This window comes from Burkholderia sp. Bp9012 (genome assembly GCF_003853825.1).
Lineage (GTDB): Bacteria > Pseudomonadota > Gammaproteobacteria > Burkholderiales > Burkholderiaceae > Burkholderia > Burkholderia diffusa.
Genome location: NZ_QTQA01000004.1, coordinates 270350 through 291560 on the forward strand (window position 1 = coordinate 270350; position 21211 = coordinate 291560).

Here is a 21211-nt window from a genome sequence, read left to right on the forward strand (position 1 = left end):
CATTTGCGTCGTCGGTTGCGCCCGTTCGTTGCGCACCTGCTTTTTTCCCGTGCCACCGCGTATGTTGTAATATCGGACGTTTTGTCCAATTTTCCCGTCACGCATGCTCGATTTCTTCCGTAATCACCAGCGCCTGATGATGGCGCTCCTGCTCCTGATCGTGTTGCCGGGGCTGGGTTTCGTCGGGATCCAAGGTTTCCGCGGCTTCTTCGACGACAGCGCGAACGTCGCGGCGGTCAACGGGCACAAGATCACGCGGGTCGAATTCGACGGCGCGTTCCGCCAGCAGATCGACCAGGCGCGCCAGGCGCTCGGCGGGCAGTTCGACATCAAGGCGTTCGACACGCCCGAACATCGCAAGCAAGTGCTCGACGGCCTGATCCAGCAACGCGTGCTGGCCGACGAGACGCAGCGCCTGCACCTGACCGCATCCGACAACGCCGTGCGCGACGCGCTGATGAGCGACCCGATGATCGCGTCGCTGAAGAAACCCGACGGTACGATCGACGTCCAGCGCTACGCGCAACTGTTGTCGTTCCAGGGGATGACGCCCGAGCAGTATCAGGAACGCGTGCGTTACAGCCTCGCGCTGCAGCAGATTCCGGCGAGCATCGTGGCGAGCGCATTCACGCCGAAGGGGCCGGCGCAACGGCTGTCGGAACTGGCGGCGCAGCAGCGCGAAGTGCAGGCGCTCGTGCTGAAGACGAGCGACTACGCGGCGAAGGTGCAGCCGACCGACGCGCAGCTCACGGCGTACTACGACGCGCACAAGCAAGGCTTCGCGACGCCGGAAACCGCGACGATCCAGTATCTCGTCTATTCGCCGGCAGCGGCCGCCGCGAGCGCGCAGCCGACCGATGCCGACATCAAGAAGTTCTATGACGACAACCCGACGCACTTCCGCTCGGAAGCGCAGGTGCGCGTGAGCCATATCTTCATCGCCGCGGCGAGCGACGCAAGCGCGGCCGACAAGGCGGCCGCGAAGGCGAAGGCCGAGCAGCTGCTGGCCGACGTGAAGGCGCATCCGGACCAGTTCGCGCAGATCGCGCAGAAGAGCTCGCAGGACGCGCCGTCGGCGGCGAAGGGCGGCGATCTGGGCTTCATCACGCGAGGCTCGACGGCGGGCGGCAAGGCGTTCGACGATGCCGCGTTCGCGCTCAAGCAGGGCGACGTGAGCGGTATCGTGCAATCGGACCTCGGTTTTCACATCCTGAAGGCGACGGAAGTGAAGCCGTCGGTGGTCAAGCCGTTCGCGGACGTGAAGGACCAGATCGCAGTCGACCTGAAGCAGCAATACGCGGCGAAGGCGTTCTCGGACAACGCGGAAGGCTTCACGTCGACCGTCTATGAAAAGGCGAAGACGCTGCAGCCGGCCGCCGACAAGTACAAGCTGACGATCCAGACGGCCACCGTTATGCCGACGCCGAATCCGCAACTGCCGGCGACGAGCCCGCTGAACAACCCGAAGTTCCTTGCCGCTGTGTTCGCGAACGACTCGGTGAAGAACCAGAACAACACGCAGGCGATCGATGTGGGCAACAACACGCTGATCTCGGCGCGCGTGACCGACTACAAGCCGGCTGCCGTGCCGGCGCTCGATGCGATCAAGGATGCGGTGCGTCAGAAGGTCATCGCCGAGCAGGCCGCGGAACTCGCGAAGAAGGACGGCGCGGCGAAGCTGGCCGAACTGCAGAAGTCGAAGTCGGCCGATGGCTTCACGGCTGCGCAGAAGGTGTCGCGCTCGCAGTCGCAGGGCCTGACGCCGGCGGCGCTGAGCGCCGTCTACAAGATCGATGCGAAGACGCTGCCGGCATACGTCGGTGTCGATCTTGGCGCGGACGGCTACGCGATCTATCGCGTGAATGCGGTGATCCCGGGCACGGCCGTCGATCCGCAGCAACTCGCGGCCGCGCAGCAGCAGATGGCGCAGGTCGAAGCGCAAAGCGAAGGCGAGGCGTATCTCGCGGCACTGCGCGACCGGTCGAAGGTGAAGCTGTACGGCACCACGCAGAGCCAGGCACAGGACGGCGGCAACTAAGCCGCGATCAAGCGACAACCCAGCGAAGCGCCGTTCACGGTTTCGCGTGCAGCAACAAAAAGCCCCGTTCGAAACGGGGCTTTTTGCTTTCCGGCGGTGGCGCGCCGCGAGGTCAACCGCGCGGCTTGCCGAGCAGCGGCTTCAGCGCCGGCCAGACGTTGTCGAGCAGGATCCCCTGCGCCTGTTGCGCGGGATGCATCTGGTCCGACTGGAACATTTCCGGCTTGTTCTCGATGCCGGCCAGCAGGAACGGCACGAGCGGTACGCCGAACTCCTTCGACAGGCGCGTGTAGACCGCATGGAATTTCTGCGTGTAGTCGGGCCCGTAGTTGGGCGGCACGTACATGCCGACCAGCACGACCTTCGCGCGCGCTTGCCGCGCATCGGTGATGATGTCGCGCAGGTTCTGTTCGGTCGTCGCGAGCGGCACGCCGCGCAGCGCGTCGTTCGAGCCGAGCTCGACGACGACGATCGACGGCTTCAGCCGTTGCAGCACCGCAGGTAGTCGCGCACGGCCACCGCTCGTGGTGTCGCCGCTGACGCTTGCGTTCGCGACGCTATAATCGATCCGCTCGGTTGCGAGCCGTTGCCGCAGCAACGCAACCCAGCCGGTGTCGCGCGGCAACCCGTATTCGGCCGACAGGCTGTCGCCGAGCACGACGAGCGCGGGCTGGCCCGATGTCGGGGCCGCCGTCGCCGCAGCGCGTGCGGGCACGTTTGCTGCGAGCAGGGTACCCAGCAGCGCGGCGAGCGCCGCGCGTCTTTTCCAGCGGAATGTCGTGTCCATGTTCAAGATTACCGATCCGATCATCGAAGTCCATGACGTGTGCAAGCGGGTCGCCGACGCAACGGGCGAGCTGACGATCCTCGACGGCATCACGTTCGCCGTGCGGCCAGGCAGCAGCCTCGCGATCGTCGGCGCATCTGGGTCGGGCAAGTCGACGCTGCTCGGCCTGCTTGCGGGGTTGGACAGCGCGACGAGCGGCACGGTTCGCCTGCTCGGTCGCGCGCTCGACCAGCTCGACGAGGACGAGCGCGCCGCGCTGCGCAACGGCGCGGTCGGGTTCGTGTTCCAGTCGTTTCAGTTGATGCCGCACCTGACGGCACTCGAGAACGTGATGCTTCCGCTCGAACTGCAGGGCGGCATCAACGCGCGCGACGCGGCCGATCGGGCGCGCGCGTTGCTCGTGCAGGTCGGTCTCGGCGAGCGCACCGCGCATTATCCGAAGCTGCTGTCGGGTGGCGAGCAACAACGCGTCGCGCTTGCGCGCGCGTTCGTCACGCATCCCGCAATCCTGTTCGCCGACGAACCGACCGGCAGTCTCGATGCAGCCACGGGCCACGCCGTCATCGACCTGATGTTCGAACTGAACCGCACGCACGGGGCGACGCTCGTGCTCGTGACGCACGATGCCGAGCTCGCGCGGCGCTGCGCGACGACGGTCACCATCGACGCCGGTCGCATCGTCGCGCCGCACGCCGCATAGCGCGAGACCGAATTGCTTGTTGGCCGCACCGGCTGGATCGCCCGGTGCGGCCGGCATGCGTTCGACGTTGTCGCGTCAGCGCTTGAGTGCCGCGCGCGCGCGCTCGATCAGCGCGGTTGTCGACGAATCGTGCTTCGCGGGATCGATCGATTCGGCCGACAGGTCGGCTTCGACGACCTTGCCGAGAATCTTGCCGAGCTCGACGCCCCACTGGTCGAACGGATTGATGTCCCACACCGTTGCCTGCACCAGCACCTTGTGCTCGTAGAGCGCGATCAGCGCGCCGAGCGTGCGCGGCGTCAGCGCATCCACCAGCAGCGTCGTCGTCGGGCGGTTGCCGGGGAACGTCAGGTGCGGCGCGAGCGCTTCCTTGCCGGGGCCGGCGACCCCGCGCGCTTCGTCGAGCGTGCGACCGAGCATCAGCGCTTCACTCTGCGCGAAGCAGTTCGCGAGAAGCTTCGGATGATGGCTCGCGAGCGGATGCTCGGGCGTCAGCACGGCGATGAAGTCGATCGGCACGATCGTCGGGCCCTGATGCAGCATCTGGAAAAACGCGTGCTGGCCGTTGGTGCCCGGCTCGCCCCACGTGACGGCCGACGTCGGGTAGTCGACGAACGTGCCGTCCAGGCGCGCGGACTTGCCGTTGCTTTCCATTTCGAGCTGCTGCAGGTACGACGGCAGGTAGTGCAGCGCTTCCGAATACGGCGCGACGAGATAGCTCTGCGAGCCGAAGAAGTTGCGGTACCAGATGCCGATCAGGCCGAGCAGCACCGGCAGGTTGCGCTCGAGCGGCGCTTCGCGGAAATGGCGGTCCATGTCGTTCGCGCCGGCGAGCAGTTCGTCGAACTGCTCGGGCCCGATCGCGATCATGATCGACAGGCCGACCGCCGACCACAGCGAATAGCGGCCGCCGACCCAGTCCCACATTTCGAACACGTTGTCGGCGGAGATGCCGAACTTCACGACTTCGGCCGGGTTTGCCGACACGCCGACGAAGTGCTTCGCGAGCGCGTCTTCCGGGCAGCCGCGCGCGACGAACCAGTCGCGCAGCGAGCGTGCGTTCGTCATCGTCTCGAGTGTCGTGAAGGTCTTCGACACGATGATCGCGAGCGTTTCCTCAGGGTCGACCTGTTCGAGCACGCGCGCGAGATCGGCGCCGTCGACGTTCGACACGAAGTGGGTCGAAATGTCGGGCGTCGCGACATGGTGCAGCGCGTGCGTGACCATCTTCGGTCCGAGATCCGAGCCGCCGATGCCGATGTTGATCACGTGGCGGATGCGCTTGCCGGTGTAGCCGGTCCAGGCGCCGCTGCGCACGGCGCGTGCGAAGGTCGCCATCTTCGCGCGCTCGGCGCTGACCTGCGCATGGAACGGCGCGTGCGGGTCGGTCGCGCGCAATGCCGTGTGCAGCGCGGCGCGGCCTTCGGTCGGGTTGACGATCTCGCCGGCGAACATCGCGTCGCGGCGCGCCTCGACGCCCGCTTCGCGGGCCAGCTGCACGAGCAGGCGCAACGTGTCGTCGTTGATGCGGTTCTTCGAGAAGTCGGCCGCAAGGCCGCCGCCGGGGATCGTGAAGCGTTCGGCACGGGTCGGCGCGCGGTCGTTTTCCGGCGCGAACCAGTCGCGCAGCCGCGCGTGGCGGATCTGTTCGAAGTGGGATTGAAGGGCAGTCCAGGCGGGGAGCGAATTCAGCGTCATGGCGGTTCGAGTGAAGCGTGAATCGGGAGGAATGCCGCGCCGGCGCATCGGGATCGGAACGCCGGCGGACGAGCGGGCCCGCCGTGCGGCGGGGCACCCAGTATAGCGGCGTTATATGTCGGCGCGCGCCGACGGGTAAAAAAGGCGATTGATCAGCGTGCGCACCATCGGCGCGAGTTCGCCCGCGGTGAGGCCGGCCGGACCCGTGCCGTTCGCGGTCAGCGTGTCGGCCGCGAGGCCGTGCAGGTATACGCCCGCAAGCGCGGCTTCGTACGGCGCGACGCGCTGCGCGAGCAACGCGCCGATCAGGCCGCCGAGCACGTCGCCGGTGCCGCCGGTGGCGAGCGCTGCATTGCCGGTCGGATTGATCGTCAGGCGGCCGTCGGGCGCCGCAATCACCGTGCCCGAACCCTTCAGCACGACGATGCTCGCGTAGCGCGCGGCCAGCGCCTGGGCTGCGGCCAACCGGTCGTGCTGCACCGTCGCGGTGTCGCTGCCGAGCAGCCGCGCTGCCTCGAGCGGATGCGGTGTCAGCACGCACGCGTTGCCCCGGGTGCCGCGGGCAACAACGGCGGCCGCGAGGTCGGCGTGCGTCGCGATGAGGTTCAGCGCGTCGGCGTCGAGCAGCGTCGCGGCGTCGTGCGCGAGTACGTCGCGCACGAGGGTGGCCGCGGCCTCGCGCGCGCCGAGGCCGCAGCCTGCAGCGATCGCGGACATCGCATCGAGGTCGAGGTTGTCCGCGGGATGCAGCATCAGTTCGGGAAACGGCGGGTCGTACGGCGGTGCGCCGGTGCCGAGAAAGCCCACATGCACCTTGCCGGCGCCCGCGAACAGCGCGGCACGCGCGGCGAGGATCGGCGCGCCGCACATGCCGGTGTCGCCGCCGAGCACCGCCAGGCTGCCGAACGTGCCCTTGTGCGAAGCGAACGCGCGGGCGGGCAGCGCGGCGGCGAACCGTGCCGGTGCGTTCAGCACGACGGCTGGCGCGGCGGGCGGTGCGACGTCGAGCGACGCGACGTCGATCTCGCCGGCGAGGTCGCGGCCGTCGCCGGTATAAAGGCCGGGCTTCGCGCCGATGAAGGTGAGCGTATGCGTCGCGGTGACGGCGGCGCCGGCGCCGACGATCCGGCCCGTGTCGCTGTCGAGCCCGCTCGGTACGTCGAGCGCGAGCACGCGGCCGCCGCTTCGGGCATGTGCGGCGATACGCGTGGCTTGGGCAGCGAACGGTCCGTCGAGTGCGCGAGCGAGGCCGATGCCGAACAACCCGTCGACGACCCACGCGTAGTCGTCGAGCGAGGCGGGCGGCTCGGCCGACAGCGGCACGCCGGCCGCGCGCGCGAGGCCGAGCGCCCATTGCGCATCGTCCGGCTTGACCGGCACGGGCATCCAGGCCTGCGTCGCGACGCCGAGCTGCTGCAACTGCGCGGCGGCCACCAGCGCGTCGCCGCCGTTGTTGCCGGGGCCGACCGCGAACCAGACCGGGCGGTCGTCGCCGGCCACCCGTTCGGACAGCCAGCGTGCGGCGGCGGCGCCCGCGCGGCCCATCAGCGTGTGCGGCGGCAGTTCGGCGGTCGCGGCGGCCTCGGCCGCGCGCAGGTCGGCGACGCGCAGCAGCGCGAGCGGGGCGGGGTCGGGAAGCGGGCGGGGATTCGTCATCGCGGGGTCATGGCGGCAGGAGGAGGCCGCCCCGGGACGGGCCCGTGGCGGTCAGGTCGCGAAGCGCGTGGCGCTCAGCGCGGCGAGCGTGTCGGCGGGCCACTGCTGCGTGTCGCCGCTCAGACAGTCGGTCACCACTTTAGCAGACCCGCACGCGAGGCCCCAACCGGCCGGGCCGTGCCCGAAATTGACGAATACGCGCGGATGCGGGGTCGGACCAACGACTGGCAGGCCGTCCGGCGACAGCAGTTGCGTGCCCTGCCACGACAGGGCGGCGGAAATCTTCGCGGCGCCCGGCACCCAGTCGTGGACGGCCTGGCCGAGCAGCGCGAGCGCGGCCTCGGACAGCGGCTCGGGGAGCGGCTTCGCGGTGTCGGCGAGGCTCTGCAGCACGGCGCCGCCGCCGATGCGCAGTCGCTGGTGGGTGCGCGTGATGGAGATCCGCTTGATCGAATCGACGACGCTCAGGTGCGGCGCATGTTCTTCGTACGCGACGGGGGCGGTCAGCGTATGCGCGCGCACCGGATGCAGCGGCAGCTGCCAGCCGAGCCGCTCCAGCAGCGGCAGGCTGCCGGCGCCCGCGGCGACCACGATCGCGTCGGCCGACATCACGTCGACCTCGTGCGCCTTCGTCGCGTGCCGGCCGCCGGCCGGCGCGAGCTCGACCGCGGCCCGGCCGGAGTCGACGCGGATCGCGGCGACGTCCGCGCCGAAGCGGAACTGCACGCCATGCTCGTCGAGCGTCTGCTTGACCAGTTTTGCGAACAGCGGGCAGTTTCCGGTGCGTTCGGTCTCGAGCAGCACGCCGCCGGCAAAGCCGGGCTCGGCCGGCACCGAAGGCTCGAGCGCCGCGCATTCGTCGGCCGTGAGCACCCGGTACGGCTGGTCGAGCGCACGCAGCAGGTCGAGTGCCGGTTGCAGCGCTTCCCAGTCGCGCGGGTCGCGCACGACGTGCAGGATCCCGGGTTTCTGCTCGAATTCGAGCTGGAAGCGCGCCTCGATGTCGGCGAGCGACTCGCGCGACGCGTCGATCAGCGGGCGCAGCCGCGCGTACTGCGCGGCGAATGCGTCGGGCTCGCGCAGCGTGGCGAGCTGCTTGACGAAGCGGCGCACGCCGCCGTTGAAGCCCGGCTTGTAGACGATGCCGGTGTCGCGCGGCTGGCGCTGGCGCATGAAGGTCGGGCCGAACCAGACGTCGAGCGGGCTCGGCAGCAGCGTGCCGCCGTCGCCGTAGGTCGCGCCCTGCGCGACGGTCGCGTGGCGTTCGACCATGCATACGCGATGGCCGGCCGCGCGCAGCTGGTAGGCGGTGGCGACGCCGCTGATTCCGCCGCCGATGACAATGACATCCATGAATTGCTTCGATGACGGGCGGCGTGCATGCCGCCCGGTGAGGATTTGCTGACGGGCTCCCGGCCCGGTGAACCAGGAATGATAGCGCCAAAATCGCGCGAACCGGGCTCGCGCGACCTCGTCCGATTCCGCCGCCGGGTGGTTGCCGGCTACCGCGGCCGCGCGCGCCGACCTGGCGGGCCGCTGCGTGCGGCGGATGCCGGCGCACCGTCGCGGTGCGTGACGGGTGCCGATCAGCCGGTCTGGGATGGCCGACTTCCGGGTATAATTACGGCCTTCCTTTCGCCCCACGTCGCCACCTCGCGCGACTCATCGACGTCAGTCCAGCCCATGGCTCACTTCTCGTGTTTTCCCGGCGCTTCGGCCCTCTCCGATTTCCGTCAAACCCGTCTGCTCGACACGCTCAGGCAAATCGACGCCAACATCGTCGCGGTGCGCGGCCAGTTCCTGCACTTCGTCAATGCGGCCGAGCCGCTGTCGGCCGACGACAGCGCACGCATCGACGCGCTGATGCACTACGGCGCGCCGTTCGAGCCGGCGGCCGAGAAGGGCACGGCCGAGACCTTCGTCGTGCTGCCGCGCTTCGGCACGGTTTCGCCGTGGGCGAGCAAGGCGACCGACATCGCGCAGCACTGCGGCCTCACGCAAGTGCGCCGCATCGAGCGCGGCGTCGAATTCACGGTCACGCTGAAGTCGGGCCTGCTCGGCGGCAAGAAGGCGCTGTCCGACGACGCGCGCGCGGCCGTCGCGGCCGCGCTGCATGACCGGATGACCGAAAGCGTGGTCGCCACGCGCGACGACGCGAAGCACCTGTTCGACGAACTGCCGGCCAAGCCGCTCGAAATCGTCGACGTGCTGGGCGTCGGCCGTGGCGCGCTCGAGCGCGCGAACGTCGAGCTGGGCCTCGCGCTCGCCGACGACGAGATCGACTACCTGGTCGACGCGTTCCGCAAGCTCGAACGAAACCCGACCGACGTCGAACTGATGATGTTCGCGCAGGCGAACAGCGAGCATTGCCGCCACAAGATCTTCAACGCGCAGTGGACGATCGACGGTGAAGCGCAGGACATGTCGCTGTTCGCGATGATCCGCAACACCGAGAAGCTGAGCCCGCAAGGCACGATCGTCGCGTATTCGGACAACTCGTCGATCATGGTCGGCGCCGAAGCCGAGCGCTGGTTCCCGCGCAACGCGGGCGCGGCCGGCGAGCCGGGCGAACGCTACGGTCGTCACACCGAGCTCACCCACACGCTGATGAAGGTCGAGACGCACAATCACCCGACGGCGATCTCGCCGTTCCCGGGCGCGGCGACCGGCGCGGGCGGCGAAATCCGCGACGAAGGCGCGACGGGCCGCGGTGCGCGTCCGAAGGCCGGCCTGACGGGCTTCACCGTGTCGAACCTCGATCTGCCGGACGCGCGCCAGTCGTGGGAAAACGCACGCGACGCGGCCCAGCCGGTCGGCGAGCGCAACCCGAACGATGCGCACGGCCCGTACGGCCGCCCGGACCGCATCGCGTCGCCGCTGCAGATCATGATCGACGGCCCGCTCGGCGGCGCCGCGTTCAACAACGAATTCGGCCGTCCGAACCTCGGCGGCTACTTCCGCGTGTACGAGCAGAACGTCGGTGGCCAGGTGCGCGGCTATCACAAGCCGATCATGATCGCGGGCGGCCTCGGCAACATCGCGGATCAACACACGCACAAGCACGACGTGCCGGCAGGCTCGCTGCTGATCCAGATCGGCGGCCCGGGCATGCGGATCGGCATGGGCGGCGGCGCGGCGAGCTCGATGGCGACCGGCGCGAACACGGCCGAACTCGACTTCGACTCGGTGCAGCGCGGCAACCCGGAAATCGAGCGGCGCGCGCAGGAAGTGATCAACGGCTGCTGGCAGCTCGGCGCGGAAAACCCGATCCTGAGCATCCACGACGTCGGCGCGGGCGGCCTGTCGAACGCGTTCCCCGAAATCGTCGACGGCGCGGGCAAGGGCGCGCGCTTCGAACTGCGCAAGGTCGCGCTCGAGGAATCGGGCCTGTCGCCGCGTGAAATCTGGTCGAACGAAGCGCAGGAGCGCTACGTGCTCGCGATCGCGCCGGCCGACCTGCCGCGCTTCGAGGCGATCTGCGCACGCGAGCGCTGCCCGTTCGCGGTGGTCGGCGTCGCGACCGACGAACGCCAGCTGAAGCTCGTCGACGACGAAGCGACGGGCGTCGAGGAATTCCCGGTCGACATGCCGATGGAAGTGCTGCTCGGCAAGCCGCCGCGCATGCATCGCGACGTCACGCGTGTGGCGACGGAGCGCGCGCCGGTCGACGTGACGGGCATCGCGCTGTCGGAAGTCGCCGTCGACGTGCTGAAGCACCCGACGGTCGGCAGCAAGTCGTTCCTGATCACGATCGGCGACCGTTCGGTCGGCGGCACGTCGGTGCGCGACCAGATGGTCGGCCCGTGGCAGGTGCCGGTGGCCGACTGCGCGGTGACCGCGCTCGACTACGCGGGCTTCAAGGGCGAGGCGATGACGATGGCCGAGCGCACGCCGCTCGCGGTGATCGACGCGCCGGCATCGGGCCGCATGGCCGTCGGCGAGGCGATCACGAACATCGCGAGCGCGCCGATCGCGTCGCTCGACAAGCTGAAGCTGTCGGCGAACTGGATGGCCGCGTGCGGTACGGCCGGCGAGGATGCCGCGCTGTTCGACACGGTCAAGGCGATCGGCATGGAGCTGTGCCCGGCGCTCGGGATCGGCATCCCGGTCGGCAAGGATTCGCTGTCGATGAAAACCAAGTGGGACGAGCAGGGCGTCGCGAAGGAAGTGGTGTCGCCGGTGTCGCTGATCATCTCCGCGTTCGCACCGGTCGAGGATGTGCGCCGCCATCTGACGCCGCAACTGCGCCGCGTCGCCGACGCGGGCGACAGTGTGCTGATCGCGATCGATCTTGGCCGCGGCAAGAACCGGATGGGTGGCAGCATCTTCGCGCAGGTCACGCAGCAGGTCGGCGACACGACGCCGGACGTCGACGATCCGGAAGACCTCAAGCGCTTCTTCAACGCGATCCAGTCGCTCAATGCACAAGACAAGCTGCTCGCGTATCACGACCGCTCGGACGGCGGCCTGTGGGCGACGGTGTGCGAAATGGCGTTCGCGGGCCACGCGGGTGTGTCGCTGAACGTCGATATGCTGACGCTCGACCCGAATCACGAATCCGACTATGGCGACGCGAAGGACTGGGCGAAGCAGACGAGCGGTCGTCGCGAGGATCGCACGCTGCGCGCGCTGTTCTCGGAAGAACTCGGCGCCGTCGTGCAGGTGCGCGCGGCCGATCGCGACGCGGTGCTCGGCGCGCTGCGCGAGTTCGGCCTGTCGGCCTGCTCGCACGTGATCGGCACGGTCAACGATCGCGACGTGATCGAGGTGTACCGCGACGCGAAGAAGGTGTTCGACGCGCCGCGCGCTGAACTCCATCGCGCATGGAGCGAAGTGAGCTGGCGCATCGCGCGCCTGCGCGACAACCCCGCCTGCGCGGACGCGGAATACGACGCGCTGCTCGACGCGACCGACCCGGGCATCTCGCCGGTGCTGAGCTTCGATCCGGCCGACGACATCGCCGCGCCGTTCATCGCGACGGGCGCGCGCCCGCGTGTCGCGATCCTGCGCGAGCAGGGCGTGAACTCGCATCTGGAAACGGCGTATGCGTTCGACCGCGCGGGCTTCGACGCGCACGACGTGCACATGAGCGACCTGCTGGCCGGCCGCGCGACGCTCGCAGATTTCGCGGGTGCGGTGGCATGCGGCGGCTTCTCGTACGGCGACGTGCTGGGTGCTGGCGAAGGCTGGGCGAAGACGATCCGCTTCAACGCGCAGCTCGCCGACATGTTCTCGGCCTTCTTCGCGCGTCCCGACACGTTCGCGCTCGGCATCTGCAACGGTTGCCAGATGCTGTCGAGCCTTGCGTCGATGATTCCGGGCGCGGAGGCATGGCCGAAGTTCACGCGCAACAAGTCCGAGCAGTTCGAGGCGCGCTTCTCGTTCGTCGAAGTGGAGAAGTCGCCGTCGATCTTCTTCGCGGGGATGGAAGGCTCGCGCATTCCGGTGGCGGTCGCGCACGGCGAAGGCTATGCGGACTTCTCGCAGCAGGGCGACATCGATCGCGTCGCGGTCGCGATGCGCTATGTCGACCACCGTGGCGAGGCGACCGAACGTTATCCGTTCAACCCGAACGGCTCGCCTGCCGGCATCACGTCGGTCACGACGGCCGACGGCCGCTTCTCGGTGCTGATGCCGCACATGGAGCGCGTGCACCGCACGGTCACGATGAGCTGGCATCCGGAAGGCTGGGGCGAAGCGAGCCCCTGGATGCGCGTGTTCCGTAACGCACGCCGCTGGATCGGCTGATGTTCGATCCGCACGCACCGGTCGAGATCGTCACGCTGCGCGACGAACGCGCGAGCGATGTCGATGCGATCGGTCGCGTGATCGTGGCCGCGTTCGCGGACGAGCCGCAGCAGGGTCGATTCGAACGGCAGATCGTCGATGCGCTGCGCGCGGAGGGTGTGCTCAGCGTGTCGCTCGTTGCGGAGCGCGACGAGCGCGTGATCGGTCACGTCGCGTTTTCGCCGGTGTCGATCGGCGGCGAGCCGGCCGGCAACCAGCAGTGGTACGGGCTCGCGCCGCTCGCCGTGCTGCCTGAATGCCAGCGGCAGAGCATCGGCGCGGGGCTCGTGCGCACGGGGCTCGACGCGTTGCGCCGGCTCGGTGCGCGCGGCTGCGTCGTGCTCGGCGATCCCGCGTATTACGCGCGTTTCGACTTTGTGCGGTCCGGCGATCTGGTGTTCCCGGATGCGCCGCCCGAGTATTTTCTCGCGCTGTCGTTCGACGAAGCCGCGCCGCGGCCGTCGGGCGAGGTCCGCTACCACGATGTGTTCTATCCGGCATAGCGGTTCACCGCGCTGCCCGTCCGCGATTCCGCAGTCCTGAAAAGCCGCCTCGAAGCGGCTTTTTCCTTGTGCGGCCGCCGCGTGGGCCGGCCCACCACAAGCATGCGTGAAAAAGAAAAAGGCCGCTCCGGGGAGCGGCCTTTGCGTGGGCGATCGTCGCCGACGTTACTGGATCTTCGCCTGCTGGCGCAGGCCTTCCTCGAACGCCTGCAGCTTCTGCTGCACGAGCTGCTGCGCGATCTGAGCCTTCACCTGGTCGAACGGCGGCGGGGCGATGTCGCGTACGTCGTCGACACGGATGATGTGCCAGCCGAACTGCGTCTTCACCGGCGCGTCGGTCATCTGGCCTTTCTGGAGCTTCTGCGCGGCGGCCGCGAATTCCGGCACGTACGCCTTCGGATCGGACCAGTCGAGGTCGCCGCCGTTCTTGCCCGAGCCCGGGTCCTTCGAGTACTGCTTGGCCAGATCCTCGAACTTCGCGCCGGCCTTGATCTTCGCGATCAGGTCCTTCGCCTGTTGCTCGCTGTCGACGAGGATGTGGTGCAGGTGATACTCGCGGTTGCCGCCGGCGCCCTTCACGAGATCGTCATAGCGCGCCTTCACTTCCGCGTCGGTCGGCTGGTTCTTCTTCAGGAAGCTCTCGATCATCGAGCGCAGCACCACCGTCTGCTGCGCGACGGCGACCTGCGCCTTCACGTCCGGACGGTTCGGGATGCCTTCGCGGATCGCTTCCTGCATCAGGATTTCGCGGTTCACGAGTTCCTGGCGCACGGCCTGCTGCAGCTGCGGGCTGTCGGTCTGGCCTTGCTGGACGAGTTGCGCGACCATCGCGTCGGCGCGCGACTTCGGAATCGGCGTGCCGTTGACGACGGCGATGTTCTGGGCGAATGCCGGTGCCGCTGCAAATGCAGCCGCCGCGACCCACAGGCGGGGGGATTTCAGGATCATCGGGAATTCCTGTTGAGACTAGATTGAAGATTCGTTGAATTCTTCGGGCGTATAAGCCACGATTGCGAGCGCATGAATGCCGCGCTGCATCGCATCAGCGAGCGCATCATACACCAGCCGGTGCCGCGCGACGCGCGGCTTGCCCGCGAAGGCGGCCGACACGATCGTCACGGTGTAATGGCCGCCGGCGGCCGCGCCGGCGTGGCCCGCATGCTGCGCGCTGTCGTCGCGCACCGCGAGCGACAGCGGCGCGAGCGATGCGGTCAGGCGCGCTTCGATCAGCGCGATGCGTTCGTCGGGCGATGCTTGGAGAAAGGCGTCGTTCATGTCATTCGTCCTTCATGTACTTCGTGAGCCACAGGCTCTGCAGGATGATGAACACGACCATCGCGCCCGTCGTGCCGAACAGCTTGAAGTTCACCCACTGCGATTCGGTGTAGTTGTGCACCACGTACAGGTTCGCGACGCCGAGCACCGCGAAGAACAGCGCCCACGCGACGTTCAGCTTGTCCCACACGGGGTGCGGCAGCGTGAGCTGCTTGCCCATCATCTTCTCGATCAGGTTGTTGCCGAACGCATAGCGTGCGGCGAGCAGCCCGATCGCAAACAGCCAGTACAGCACAGTCGGTTTCCATTGGATGAATTTCTCGTCATGCAGGACGAGGGTGGCGCCACCGAAGACGACGATCACGCCGAGACTGACCCACAGCATCGTGTCGACCTTCCGGTGCCGGAAGGCTACCCACGCGACCTGGGCCAGTGTCGCGACGATCGCGACGGCGGTGGCGGTGAAGATGCCCCAGACCTTGAAGGCGGCGAAAAACAGGATGATCGGAAACAGATCGAACAGGAATTTCATGGCGCTCGCAGCTGCGTGAAAGGCCGCATCGCGCGGCCTTTCACCGTTGTGGGGACCCGCCAGGCGCCACTGTCCGGGATCGGGGCAGCCGGGAAGGCTGTCCGACCGATTCGTCCGGTGCCGCTCATTCGTTTTCGGGTCGGGACTCGAAGTTTAACGCAGCCGAATTGATGCAGTACCGCAAACCGGTCTTGTCACGCGGGCCGTCCTCGAACACGTGGCCGAGATGCGCGCCGCAATGGTTGCAGCGGACCTCGACGCGCACCATGCCGTGCGAGCGGTCGATCTTCTCGTCGATCACCTCGCCGTTGAGTGGCTTGAAGTAGCTGGGCCAGCCGCAGCCCGAATGGAATTTGGCGCCGGATTCGAACAGCGGCGTGCTGCAGACGACGCATTTGTAGATGCCGGCGTCCTCGGTATCGGTGTATTCGCCGGTGAAGGCCCGCTCGGTCGCCGCATGCTGCGTGACCTCGTACTGCATCGGCGTGAGCCGGCGGCGCAGTTCGGCGTCGTCCTTCTGGTACGGGAAGGTCTTGTCGTCGGAATCGTGTGACATGTGGGTGTTCTCCTGATCGGTCGGTCGGGTCGTGCGGGTCACGACGAGCAGCTCACTTCGAGCGACCCGGCCCAGTCTGGCGGCAATGCCGCATACGCTTCGTGTTCCGGTTGTTCGTCGTATGGCCGGCGCAGCACCTGCGCGAGTCGCTCGACTTCGGAAAAATCCTTTTCCTTCGCGCGCCGGATCGCGACTTCGGCCAAATGGTTGCGCAGCACGTATTTCGGATTCACGCGATTCATCGCGGCCGCGCGGGCCGCGTCGTCGCGCGTTTCCTCGGACAGCCGGGCGCGATAGAGGTTCGCCCACGCGTCGAATGCGTCGCGATCGATGAACAGGTCGCGCACCGGCGCGTCGCGGCTCGCGTCGTGTTTCGACAGCTGCGCGAGCCGGCGGAACGTCAGTGTGAAGTCCGCATGGCTTGCGTGCATCGTTTCGAGCAGCTTGTTCGCGAGCTCGGCGTCGTTCTCGCGCTCGAGTTCGAGGCCGAGCTTCGCGCGCATCGCGCGTTCGAGCGCGGGGCCGAAGCGCTCGGGAAATCTTGCGAGCACGGCCTGCGCGTCGTCGACCGCGCGCTCGGCGCGCGCATCGTCGTCGGCGATCCCGTGCTGCAGCCCGATCAGCGGCAGCAGCGCCTGCGCGAGGCAGTAGCAGTTCCAGTGCGCGATGCGCGGCTGCATCCGGTACGCGTAGCGGCCGCTCGTGTCGGAGTGATTGCAGATGTGGTTCGCGTCGAACGCGTCGACGAAGCCGAATGGACCGTAGTCGATCGTCATGCCGAGGATCGACATGTTGTCGGTGTTCATCACGCCGTGGCAGAAGCCGACCGCTTGCCACTGCGCGACGAGGTCGGCCGTGCGCAGCGTCGCGGCTTCTAGCAGCGCGAGGTACGGATCGTCGGCGTCGCGGCATGCCGGATAGAAGCGATCGATCACGTGATCGGCGAGCTGGCGCAGCAGGTCCGGGCGATCGTTCGAGAAGAAATGCTCGAAGTGGCCGAAGCGCACGAAGCTCTCCGATACGCGTGTGACGACCGCTGACGTCTCGATCTCCTCGCGCACCACCGGCTGGTCGGAGCCGATCACCGTGAGCGCGCGGGTGGTCGGGATGCCGAGGTGATGCATGGCTTCCGAACACAGGAATTCGCGGATCGACGAGCGCAGCACCGCGCGGCCGTCGCCCATCCGGGAATACGGCGTGCGGCCGCCGCCCTTGATCTGCAGTTCGTAGCGCTGGCCGTTCGTGCCGGGGAGTTCGCCGATCGTCAGCGCGCGGCCGTCGCCGAGCTGGCCGGCCCACACGCCGAACTGGTGACCGGAATACACCGACGCATACGGCATCGCGCTCGCGGGCCAGTCGCGCGTCGGGTTGCCGGCGAAGAGCTCGGCGAACCCGGGCTGCTGGCCAATCGACACCGGCAGGCCGAGCAGGTGCGCGACTTCGTCGGAAAAGCCGACGACGTACGGCGCGGGCAGCGGTGCGGCCGGCAGCCGCGTATGAAACGCATCGCCGAGCGTGACGAACGCGCCGGCGGCCGGCGCACCGAGCGTCGCGGCGAGGTCGGGAAGAGTGTCAGCCGTATCGGCTGCGCTTCGGGAAAACGACATGTTGAGCGCCTCTGGGTAAGCCGATATTGTAAGGCGGCGCCGCGCCGCCCGCATGGCGGCCCGCGCGCCTTGCGCCAGGCCTGTCCGGGGCCGCAAGCTGGCGCACCGCTTCGAGGCTGGTCACCGATTCGCGTCCTTCCGGGAGAACAAGACGATGGGTAAGCCGTTGCTGGGCCAGATGATGGACATGCCGTTGCTGGTGTCGTCGCTGATCGCGCACGCCGCGCGTTACGCGGGCGACACGGAGATCGTGTCGAGGCGCGTGGAAGGCGACCTGCATCGCTACACGTACCGCGACTGCGAGCAGCGCGCGAAGCGGCTCGCGCAGGCGCTCGCGCGGCTCGGCGTCGAATCGGGCGACCGCGTCGGCACGCTGGCCTGGAACGGCTACCGGCATCTGGAGGCGTACTACGGGATCGGCGGGATGGGCGCCGTGTGCCACACGATCAACCCGCGCCTCTTTCCCGAGCAGATCGCCTACATCGTCAATCACGCGGAAGACCGCTACGTCTGCTTCGACATCAATTTCGCGCCGCTGGTCGACGCGATCGCGCCGCAGTGTCCGCACGTGAAAGGCTGGATCGCGATGACCGACGCCGCGCACCTGCCGTCGGGCGCGACGCCGTTCCTGTGCTACGAAACGCTCGTCGACGCCGAGGACGGCCGCTACGACTGGCCGCGTCTCGACGAGCTGCAGGCGTCCGGCCTGTGCTACACGTCGGGCACGACCGGCAACCCGAAGGGCGTGCTGTATTCGCATCGCTCGACGGTGCTGCACGCGTACGGCGCAGCGCTGCCCGACGCGATGAACCTGTCGGCGCTCGACGCCGTGCTGCCCGTCGTGCCGATGTTTCATGTGAACGCGTGGGGCCTGCCGTATGCGGTGCCGCTCACGGGTGGCAAGCTCGTGCTGCCCGGCAAGGATCTCGACGGCAGGTCGCTGTACGAACTGATGGAGGCCGAACGCGTGACGTTTTCCGCGGGCGTGCCGACCGTGTGGCTCGGGCTGCTGAACTACATGCGCGAGGCCGGCGTGCGTTTCTCGACGCTGAACCGCACGGTGATCGGCGGCTCCGCGTGCCCGCCCGCGATGCTGCGCACGTTCGAGGACGAATACGGCGTGCGCGTGATCCACGCGTGGGGGATGACTGAGCTGTCGCCGCTAGGCACGCTCGCGACGCTGAACTGGGCGCAGTCGCAGCGGCCGCTCGACGCGCAGCGCCGGTTGCTGGAGAAGCAGGGGCGCGTGATCTGCGGTGTCGACATGCGGATCGTCGGCGACGACGGCCACGAATTGCCGTGGGACGGCGTCGCGTTCGGCGAACTGCAGGTGCGGGGGGCCTGGGTGATCGATCGCTACTTCAGGAGCGATACGTCGCCGCTGTCGGGCGGCTGGTTCCCGACCGGCGACGTCGCGACGATCGACCCCGACGGCTTCCTGCAGATCACCGACCGCAGCAAGGACGTGATCAAGTCCGGCGGCGAGTGGATCAGCTCGATCGACATCGAGAACGTCGCGATCGCGCACCCGGGCGTGGCCGAAGCCGCGTGCATCGCGTGCGCGCACCCGAAATGGACCGAGCGTCCACTGCTGGTCGTGGTACCGCGCGAAGGGGCGAACCTGACGCGTGACGCGCTGCTCGCGTTTTACGAGGGCAAGGTCGCGAAGTGGTGGGTGCCCGACGACGTCGTGTTCGTCGAATCGCTGCCGCACACCGCGACCGGCAAGCTGCAGAAGCTGAAGCTGCGCGAGGCGTTCCGCGACTACGTGCTGCCGACGGCGGTCGGCGAGCCGTAAGTCGCGGCCGGCGACGGCCCGCAGCACGGTCTCCCGATCCGGCCCCCGGATCGGGGAAAAATAAAATTGAACGACCGTGCTTTTTCGTTGTATGCTGCCTCCGTTCGATCCGGACATGCGGCCGTTCGACCGCGCACAATGAAGCGCAGCCACCCCGGCGCGCGATGCATGGAGGCAGGCAGATGGCAGTGGATTACTCGACTCGCGACGGCGTGGCCGTCATCACGCTCAACAATCCGCCCGTCAACGGGCTCGGCCTGTCGACACGCCAGGGCGTCATGGACGCGCTCGATCGCGCCGCGCAGGATCCGTCGGTCACGGCGATCGTGCTGACCGGCGCGGGCCGCGCGTTCTCGGGCGGCGCAGACATCACCGAATTCAATACCCCGAAGGCCCTGCAGGAGCCGACGCTGCACACCGTGATCCGCGCGGTGGAGGCAAGCGCGAAACCGGTCGTCGCCGCGCTGCACAGCGTCGTGATGGGCGGCGGCCTGGAGCTCGCGCTCGGCGCGCACTATCGCGTCGCGGCGCCCGGCGCGCAGGTCGCGCTGCCCGAAGTGAAGCTCGGCCTGCTGCCGGGCGCGGGCGGCACGCAACGTCTGCCGCGTGCGGTGGGCCTCGAAACCGCGCTGAACATGATCGTGTCGGGCGCGCCGGTACCGTCGGAGCAGCTTGCGAAGAGCGGGCTGTTCGACGAGATGGCCGACGGCGACCTGCTCGACGCGGCCGTCGCGTTCGCGCGCAAGGTCGGCGCGCGGCAGGGGCCGCATCCGCGCGTGCGCGATCGCAAGATCGTCCACGAGAACGCGGCGGGCTTCCTCCAGTTCGCGCGCAATTCTGCGCGGGCCGCCGCGCCGAATTTCCCCGCGCCGCACAAGTGCATCGACGCGATCGAGGCCGGCGTGCTGAACGGCTTCGACAAGGGCAGCATCGCCGAGCGCGAGGGTTTCGTCGCGCTGATGATGACGCCGGAAAGCCGCGCGCTGCGCCATGCGTTCTTCGGCGAACGTGCGGCGAGCAAGATTCCCGACGTGCCGGCCGATACGACGCTGCGCGAGATCCGCCGCGTCGGCGTGATCGGCGCGGGCACGATGGGCGGCGGGATCGCGATGAACTTCGTCAACGCGGGCCTGCCCGTCACGCTGCTCGAGACGAAACAGGAAGCGCTCGAGCGCGGCGTCGCGACGATCCGCAAGAACTACGATGCGCAGGTGAAGAAGGGCAAGCTCGCGCAGGAGAAGCTCGACGCACGCATGGCGCTGATCACGCCGACGCTGTCCTACGACGACCTGAAGGATGCGGACCTGATCGTCGAGGCCGTGTTCGAGGAACTCGGCGTGAAGGAGCAGGTGTTCAGGAAGCTCGACGAAGTCGCGAAACCGGGTGCGATCCTCGCGTCGAACACGTCGACGCTCGACGTCGACAAGATCGCCGCGTTCACGAAGCGGCCGCAGGACGTGGTCGGCATGCACTTCTTCAGCCCGGCGAACGTGATGAAGCTGCTCGAAGTCGTGCGCGGCGCGCAGACCGCGAAGGACGTGCTCGCCACCGTGATGGCGGTCGCGAAGAAGATCCGCAAGACGGCGGTCGTGTCGGGCGTGTGCGACGGCTTCATCGGCAACCGGATGATCGAGCAGTACATCCGCCAGGCACTCTTCATGCTCGAGGAAGGCGCGCTGCCCGCACAGGTCGATCGCGCGATCGAGAAGTTCGGTTTCGCGATGGGCCCGTTCCGGATGAGCGATCTCGCCGGCAACGACATCGGCTGGGCGATCCGCAAGCGCCGCTATGTCGAGCAGCCCGATCTGCATTACTCGAAGATCGCCGACCGCCTGTGCGAGGAGGGCCGCTTCGGCCAGAAGACTGGCGGCGGCTGGTACGACTACGTGCCGGGCGAGCGCAAGGCGAAGCCTTCGGCGCTCGTCGACGAGATGGTCGTCGCGTATTCGAAGGAGCGCGGCGTGGAGCGGCGCAAGATCGGCGACGACGAGATCGTCGAGCGGCTCGTGTTCGCGCTCGTCAACGAAGGCGCGAAGATTCTCGAGGAGAAGATCGCGTCGAAGGCGTCCGACATCGACATGGTCTACCTGACCGGCTATGGCTTCCCGCTGTGGCGTGGCGGCCCGATGCTGTATGCGGACATGGTCGGCCTCTACAACGTCGAGCGCGCGATCCGCCGCTATGCGGCCGCGCCGAACGGCGACGCGTGGCAGCTCGCGCCGTCGATCGTCGAACTGGCAAAGGCCGGACGCGGGTTCAACGGCTGACGCCGTG

15 protein-coding genes are annotated in these 21211 nt (G+C 68.2%); 6 read left to right on the forward strand and 9 right to left on the reverse strand.

What is annotated here, in order from left to right:
* Positions 1 to 103 precede the first annotated feature (103 nt).
* The gene (locus DIE11_RS07410; protein WP_124622547.1) at positions 104 to 2038 is read left to right on the forward strand and encodes a SurA N-terminal domain-containing protein; all 1935 of its coding nucleotides are present in this window, start codon (positions 104 to 106) and stop codon (positions 2036 to 2038) included.
* Between the two features lie 112 nt (positions 2039 to 2150).
* Here DIE11_RS07410 and DIE11_RS07415 read toward each other — a convergent pair whose 3' ends face one another.
* Positions 2151 to 2825 carry an arylesterase gene (locus DIE11_RS07415; RefSeq protein WP_124622549.1) on the reverse strand — a complete coding sequence of 225 codons (675 nt, stop codon included), beginning with the start codon at positions 2823 to 2825 and terminating at the stop codon, positions 2151 to 2153.
* Here DIE11_RS07415 and DIE11_RS07420 point away from each other — a divergent pair.
* Positions 2824 to 3525, forward strand: coding sequence for an ABC transporter ATP-binding protein (locus tag DIE11_RS07420; RefSeq protein ID WP_059449953.1), 702 nt, complete (start codon positions 2824 to 2826; stop codon positions 3523 to 3525). The genes DIE11_RS07415 and DIE11_RS07420 overlap by 2 nt on opposite strands.
* 75 nt (positions 3526 to 3600) lie before the next feature.
* Here DIE11_RS07420 and pgi read toward each other — a convergent pair whose 3' ends face one another.
* From pgi to DIE11_RS07435, 3 genes are all read right to left on the reverse strand, one after another.
* Entirely contained in the window at positions 3601 to 5223 is a 1623-nt protein-coding gene (gene pgi / locus DIE11_RS07425) for a glucose-6-phosphate isomerase (RefSeq protein ID WP_124622551.1), read from the reverse strand.
* A gap of 111 nt (positions 5224 to 5334) precedes the next feature.
* Positions 5335 to 6879: an NAD(P)H-hydrate dehydratase gene (locus tag DIE11_RS07430; protein ID WP_124622553.1), complete on the reverse strand. Its 1545-nt coding sequence runs from the start codon at positions 6877 to 6879 to the stop codon at positions 5335 to 5337.
* A gap of 51 nt (positions 6880 to 6930) precedes the next feature.
* A complete protein-coding gene (locus DIE11_RS07435; protein WP_124622555.1) occupies positions 6931 to 8232 on the reverse strand; it encodes an FAD-dependent oxidoreductase in 1302 nt (433 codons plus the stop codon).
* A gap of 330 nt (positions 8233 to 8562) precedes the next feature.
* Between DIE11_RS07435 and purL the strand changes: the two genes are divergently transcribed.
* Positions 8563 to 12627: a phosphoribosylformylglycinamidine synthase gene (gene purL / locus DIE11_RS07440; RefSeq protein WP_124622557.1), complete on the forward strand. Its 4065-nt coding sequence runs from the start codon at positions 8563 to 8565 to the stop codon at positions 12625 to 12627.
* Positions 12627 to 13169 (forward strand): GNAT family N-acetyltransferase, encoded by a 543-nt coding sequence (locus DIE11_RS07445; RefSeq protein ID WP_124622560.1) that lies wholly within the window; start codon positions 12627 to 12629, stop codon positions 13167 to 13169. Before purL ends, DIE11_RS07445 begins: the two co-directional genes overlap by 1 nt.
* A 165-nt stretch (positions 13170 to 13334) precedes the next feature.
* On the opposite strand, the gene DIE11_RS07450 is transcribed toward DIE11_RS07445, so the two are convergent.
* From DIE11_RS07450 to DIE11_RS07470, 5 genes are all read right to left on the reverse strand, one after another.
* Positions 13335 to 14117 carry a peptidylprolyl isomerase gene (locus DIE11_RS07450; protein WP_059529712.1) on the reverse strand — a complete coding sequence of 261 codons (783 nt, stop codon included), beginning with the start codon at positions 14115 to 14117 and terminating at the stop codon, positions 13335 to 13337.
* Between the two features lie 18 nt (positions 14118 to 14135).
* Positions 14136 to 14444: a BolA family transcriptional regulator gene (locus DIE11_RS07455; protein ID WP_059604165.1), complete on the reverse strand. Its 309-nt coding sequence runs from the start codon at positions 14442 to 14444 to the stop codon at positions 14136 to 14138.
* Between the two features lies 1 nt (position 14445).
* The gene (locus DIE11_RS07460; RefSeq protein ID WP_059604168.1) at positions 14446 to 14976 is read right to left on the reverse strand and encodes a septation protein A; all 531 of its coding nucleotides are present in this window, start codon (positions 14974 to 14976) and stop codon (positions 14446 to 14448) included.
* 124 nt (positions 14977 to 15100) lie between these two features.
* Positions 15101 to 15532: a peptide-methionine (R)-S-oxide reductase MsrB gene (gene msrB / locus DIE11_RS07465; RefSeq protein ID WP_059529717.1), complete on the reverse strand. Its 432-nt coding sequence runs from the start codon at positions 15530 to 15532 to the stop codon at positions 15101 to 15103.
* A gap of 38 nt (positions 15533 to 15570) precedes the next feature.
* Complete coding sequence (locus DIE11_RS07470) at positions 15571 to 17139, reverse strand: YdiU family protein (protein ID WP_124622562.1); 1569 nt, start codon at positions 17137 to 17139, stop codon at positions 15571 to 15573.
* Positions 17140 to 17293: 154 nt separating this feature from the next.
* Between DIE11_RS07470 and DIE11_RS07475 the strand changes: the two genes are divergently transcribed.
* The gene (locus DIE11_RS07475) at positions 17294 to 18937 is read left to right on the forward strand and encodes a 3-(methylthio)propionyl-CoA ligase (RefSeq protein ID WP_124622564.1); all 1644 of its coding nucleotides are present in this window, start codon (positions 17294 to 17296) and stop codon (positions 18935 to 18937) included.
* Positions 18938 to 19119: 182 nt separating this feature from the next.
* Positions 19120 to 21204, forward strand: a complete 2085-nt coding sequence (locus tag DIE11_RS07480) for a 3-hydroxyacyl-CoA dehydrogenase NAD-binding domain-containing protein (protein ID WP_124622566.1) — start codon at positions 19120 to 19122, stop codon at positions 21202 to 21204.
* The last annotated feature ends 7 nt before the right edge of the window (positions 21205 to 21211 follow it).

What these genes read in the sequence shown, in the direction of transcription:
- DIE11_RS07410 (WP_124622547.1), top strand. Translation starts at nt 104, where the DNA reads ATGCTCGATTTCTTCCGTAATCACCAGCGCCTGATGATGGCGCTCCTG.
- DIE11_RS07420 (WP_059449953.1), top strand. Translation starts at nt 2,824, where the DNA reads ATGTTCAAGATTACCGATCCGATCATCGAAGTCCATGACGTGTGCAAG.
- DIE11_RS07415 (WP_124622549.1), bottom strand. Translation starts at nt 2,825, where the DNA reads ATGGACACGACATTCCGCTGGAAAAGACGCGCGGCGCTCGCCGCGCTG.
- pgi (WP_124622551.1), bottom strand. Translation starts at nt 5,223, where the DNA reads ATGACGCTGAATTCGCTCCCCGCCTGGACTGCCCTTCAATCCCACTTC.
- DIE11_RS07430 (WP_124622553.1), bottom strand. Translation starts at nt 6,879, where the DNA reads ATGACGAATCCCCGCCCGCTTCCCGACCCCGCCCCGCTCGCGCTGCTG.
- DIE11_RS07435 (WP_124622555.1), bottom strand. Translation starts at nt 8,232, where the DNA reads ATGGATGTCATTGTCATCGGCGGCGGAATCAGCGGCGTCGCCACCGCC.
- purL (WP_124622557.1), top strand. Translation starts at nt 8,563, where the DNA reads ATGGCTCACTTCTCGTGTTTTCCCGGCGCTTCGGCCCTCTCCGATTTC.
- DIE11_RS07445 (WP_124622560.1), top strand. Translation starts at nt 12,627, where the DNA reads ATGTTCGATCCGCACGCACCGGTCGAGATCGTCACGCTGCGCGACGAA.
- DIE11_RS07450 (WP_059529712.1), bottom strand. Translation starts at nt 14,117, where the DNA reads ATGATCCTGAAATCCCCCCGCCTGTGGGTCGCGGCGGCTGCATTTGCA.
- DIE11_RS07455 (WP_059604165.1), bottom strand. Translation starts at nt 14,444, where the DNA reads ATGAACGACGCCTTTCTCCAAGCATCGCCCGACGAACGCATCGCGCTG.
- DIE11_RS07460 (WP_059604168.1), bottom strand. Translation starts at nt 14,976, where the DNA reads ATGAAATTCCTGTTCGATCTGTTTCCGATCATCCTGTTTTTCGCCGCC.
- msrB (WP_059529717.1), bottom strand. Translation starts at nt 15,532, where the DNA reads ATGTCACACGATTCCGACGACAAGACCTTCCCGTACCAGAAGGACGAC.
- DIE11_RS07470 (WP_124622562.1), bottom strand. Translation starts at nt 17,139, where the DNA reads ATGTCGTTTTCCCGAAGCGCAGCCGATACGGCTGACACTCTTCCCGAC.
- DIE11_RS07475 (WP_124622564.1), top strand. Translation starts at nt 17,294, where the DNA reads ATGGGTAAGCCGTTGCTGGGCCAGATGATGGACATGCCGTTGCTGGTG.
- DIE11_RS07480 (WP_124622566.1), top strand. Translation starts at nt 19,120, where the DNA reads ATGGCAGTGGATTACTCGACTCGCGACGGCGTGGCCGTCATCACGCTC.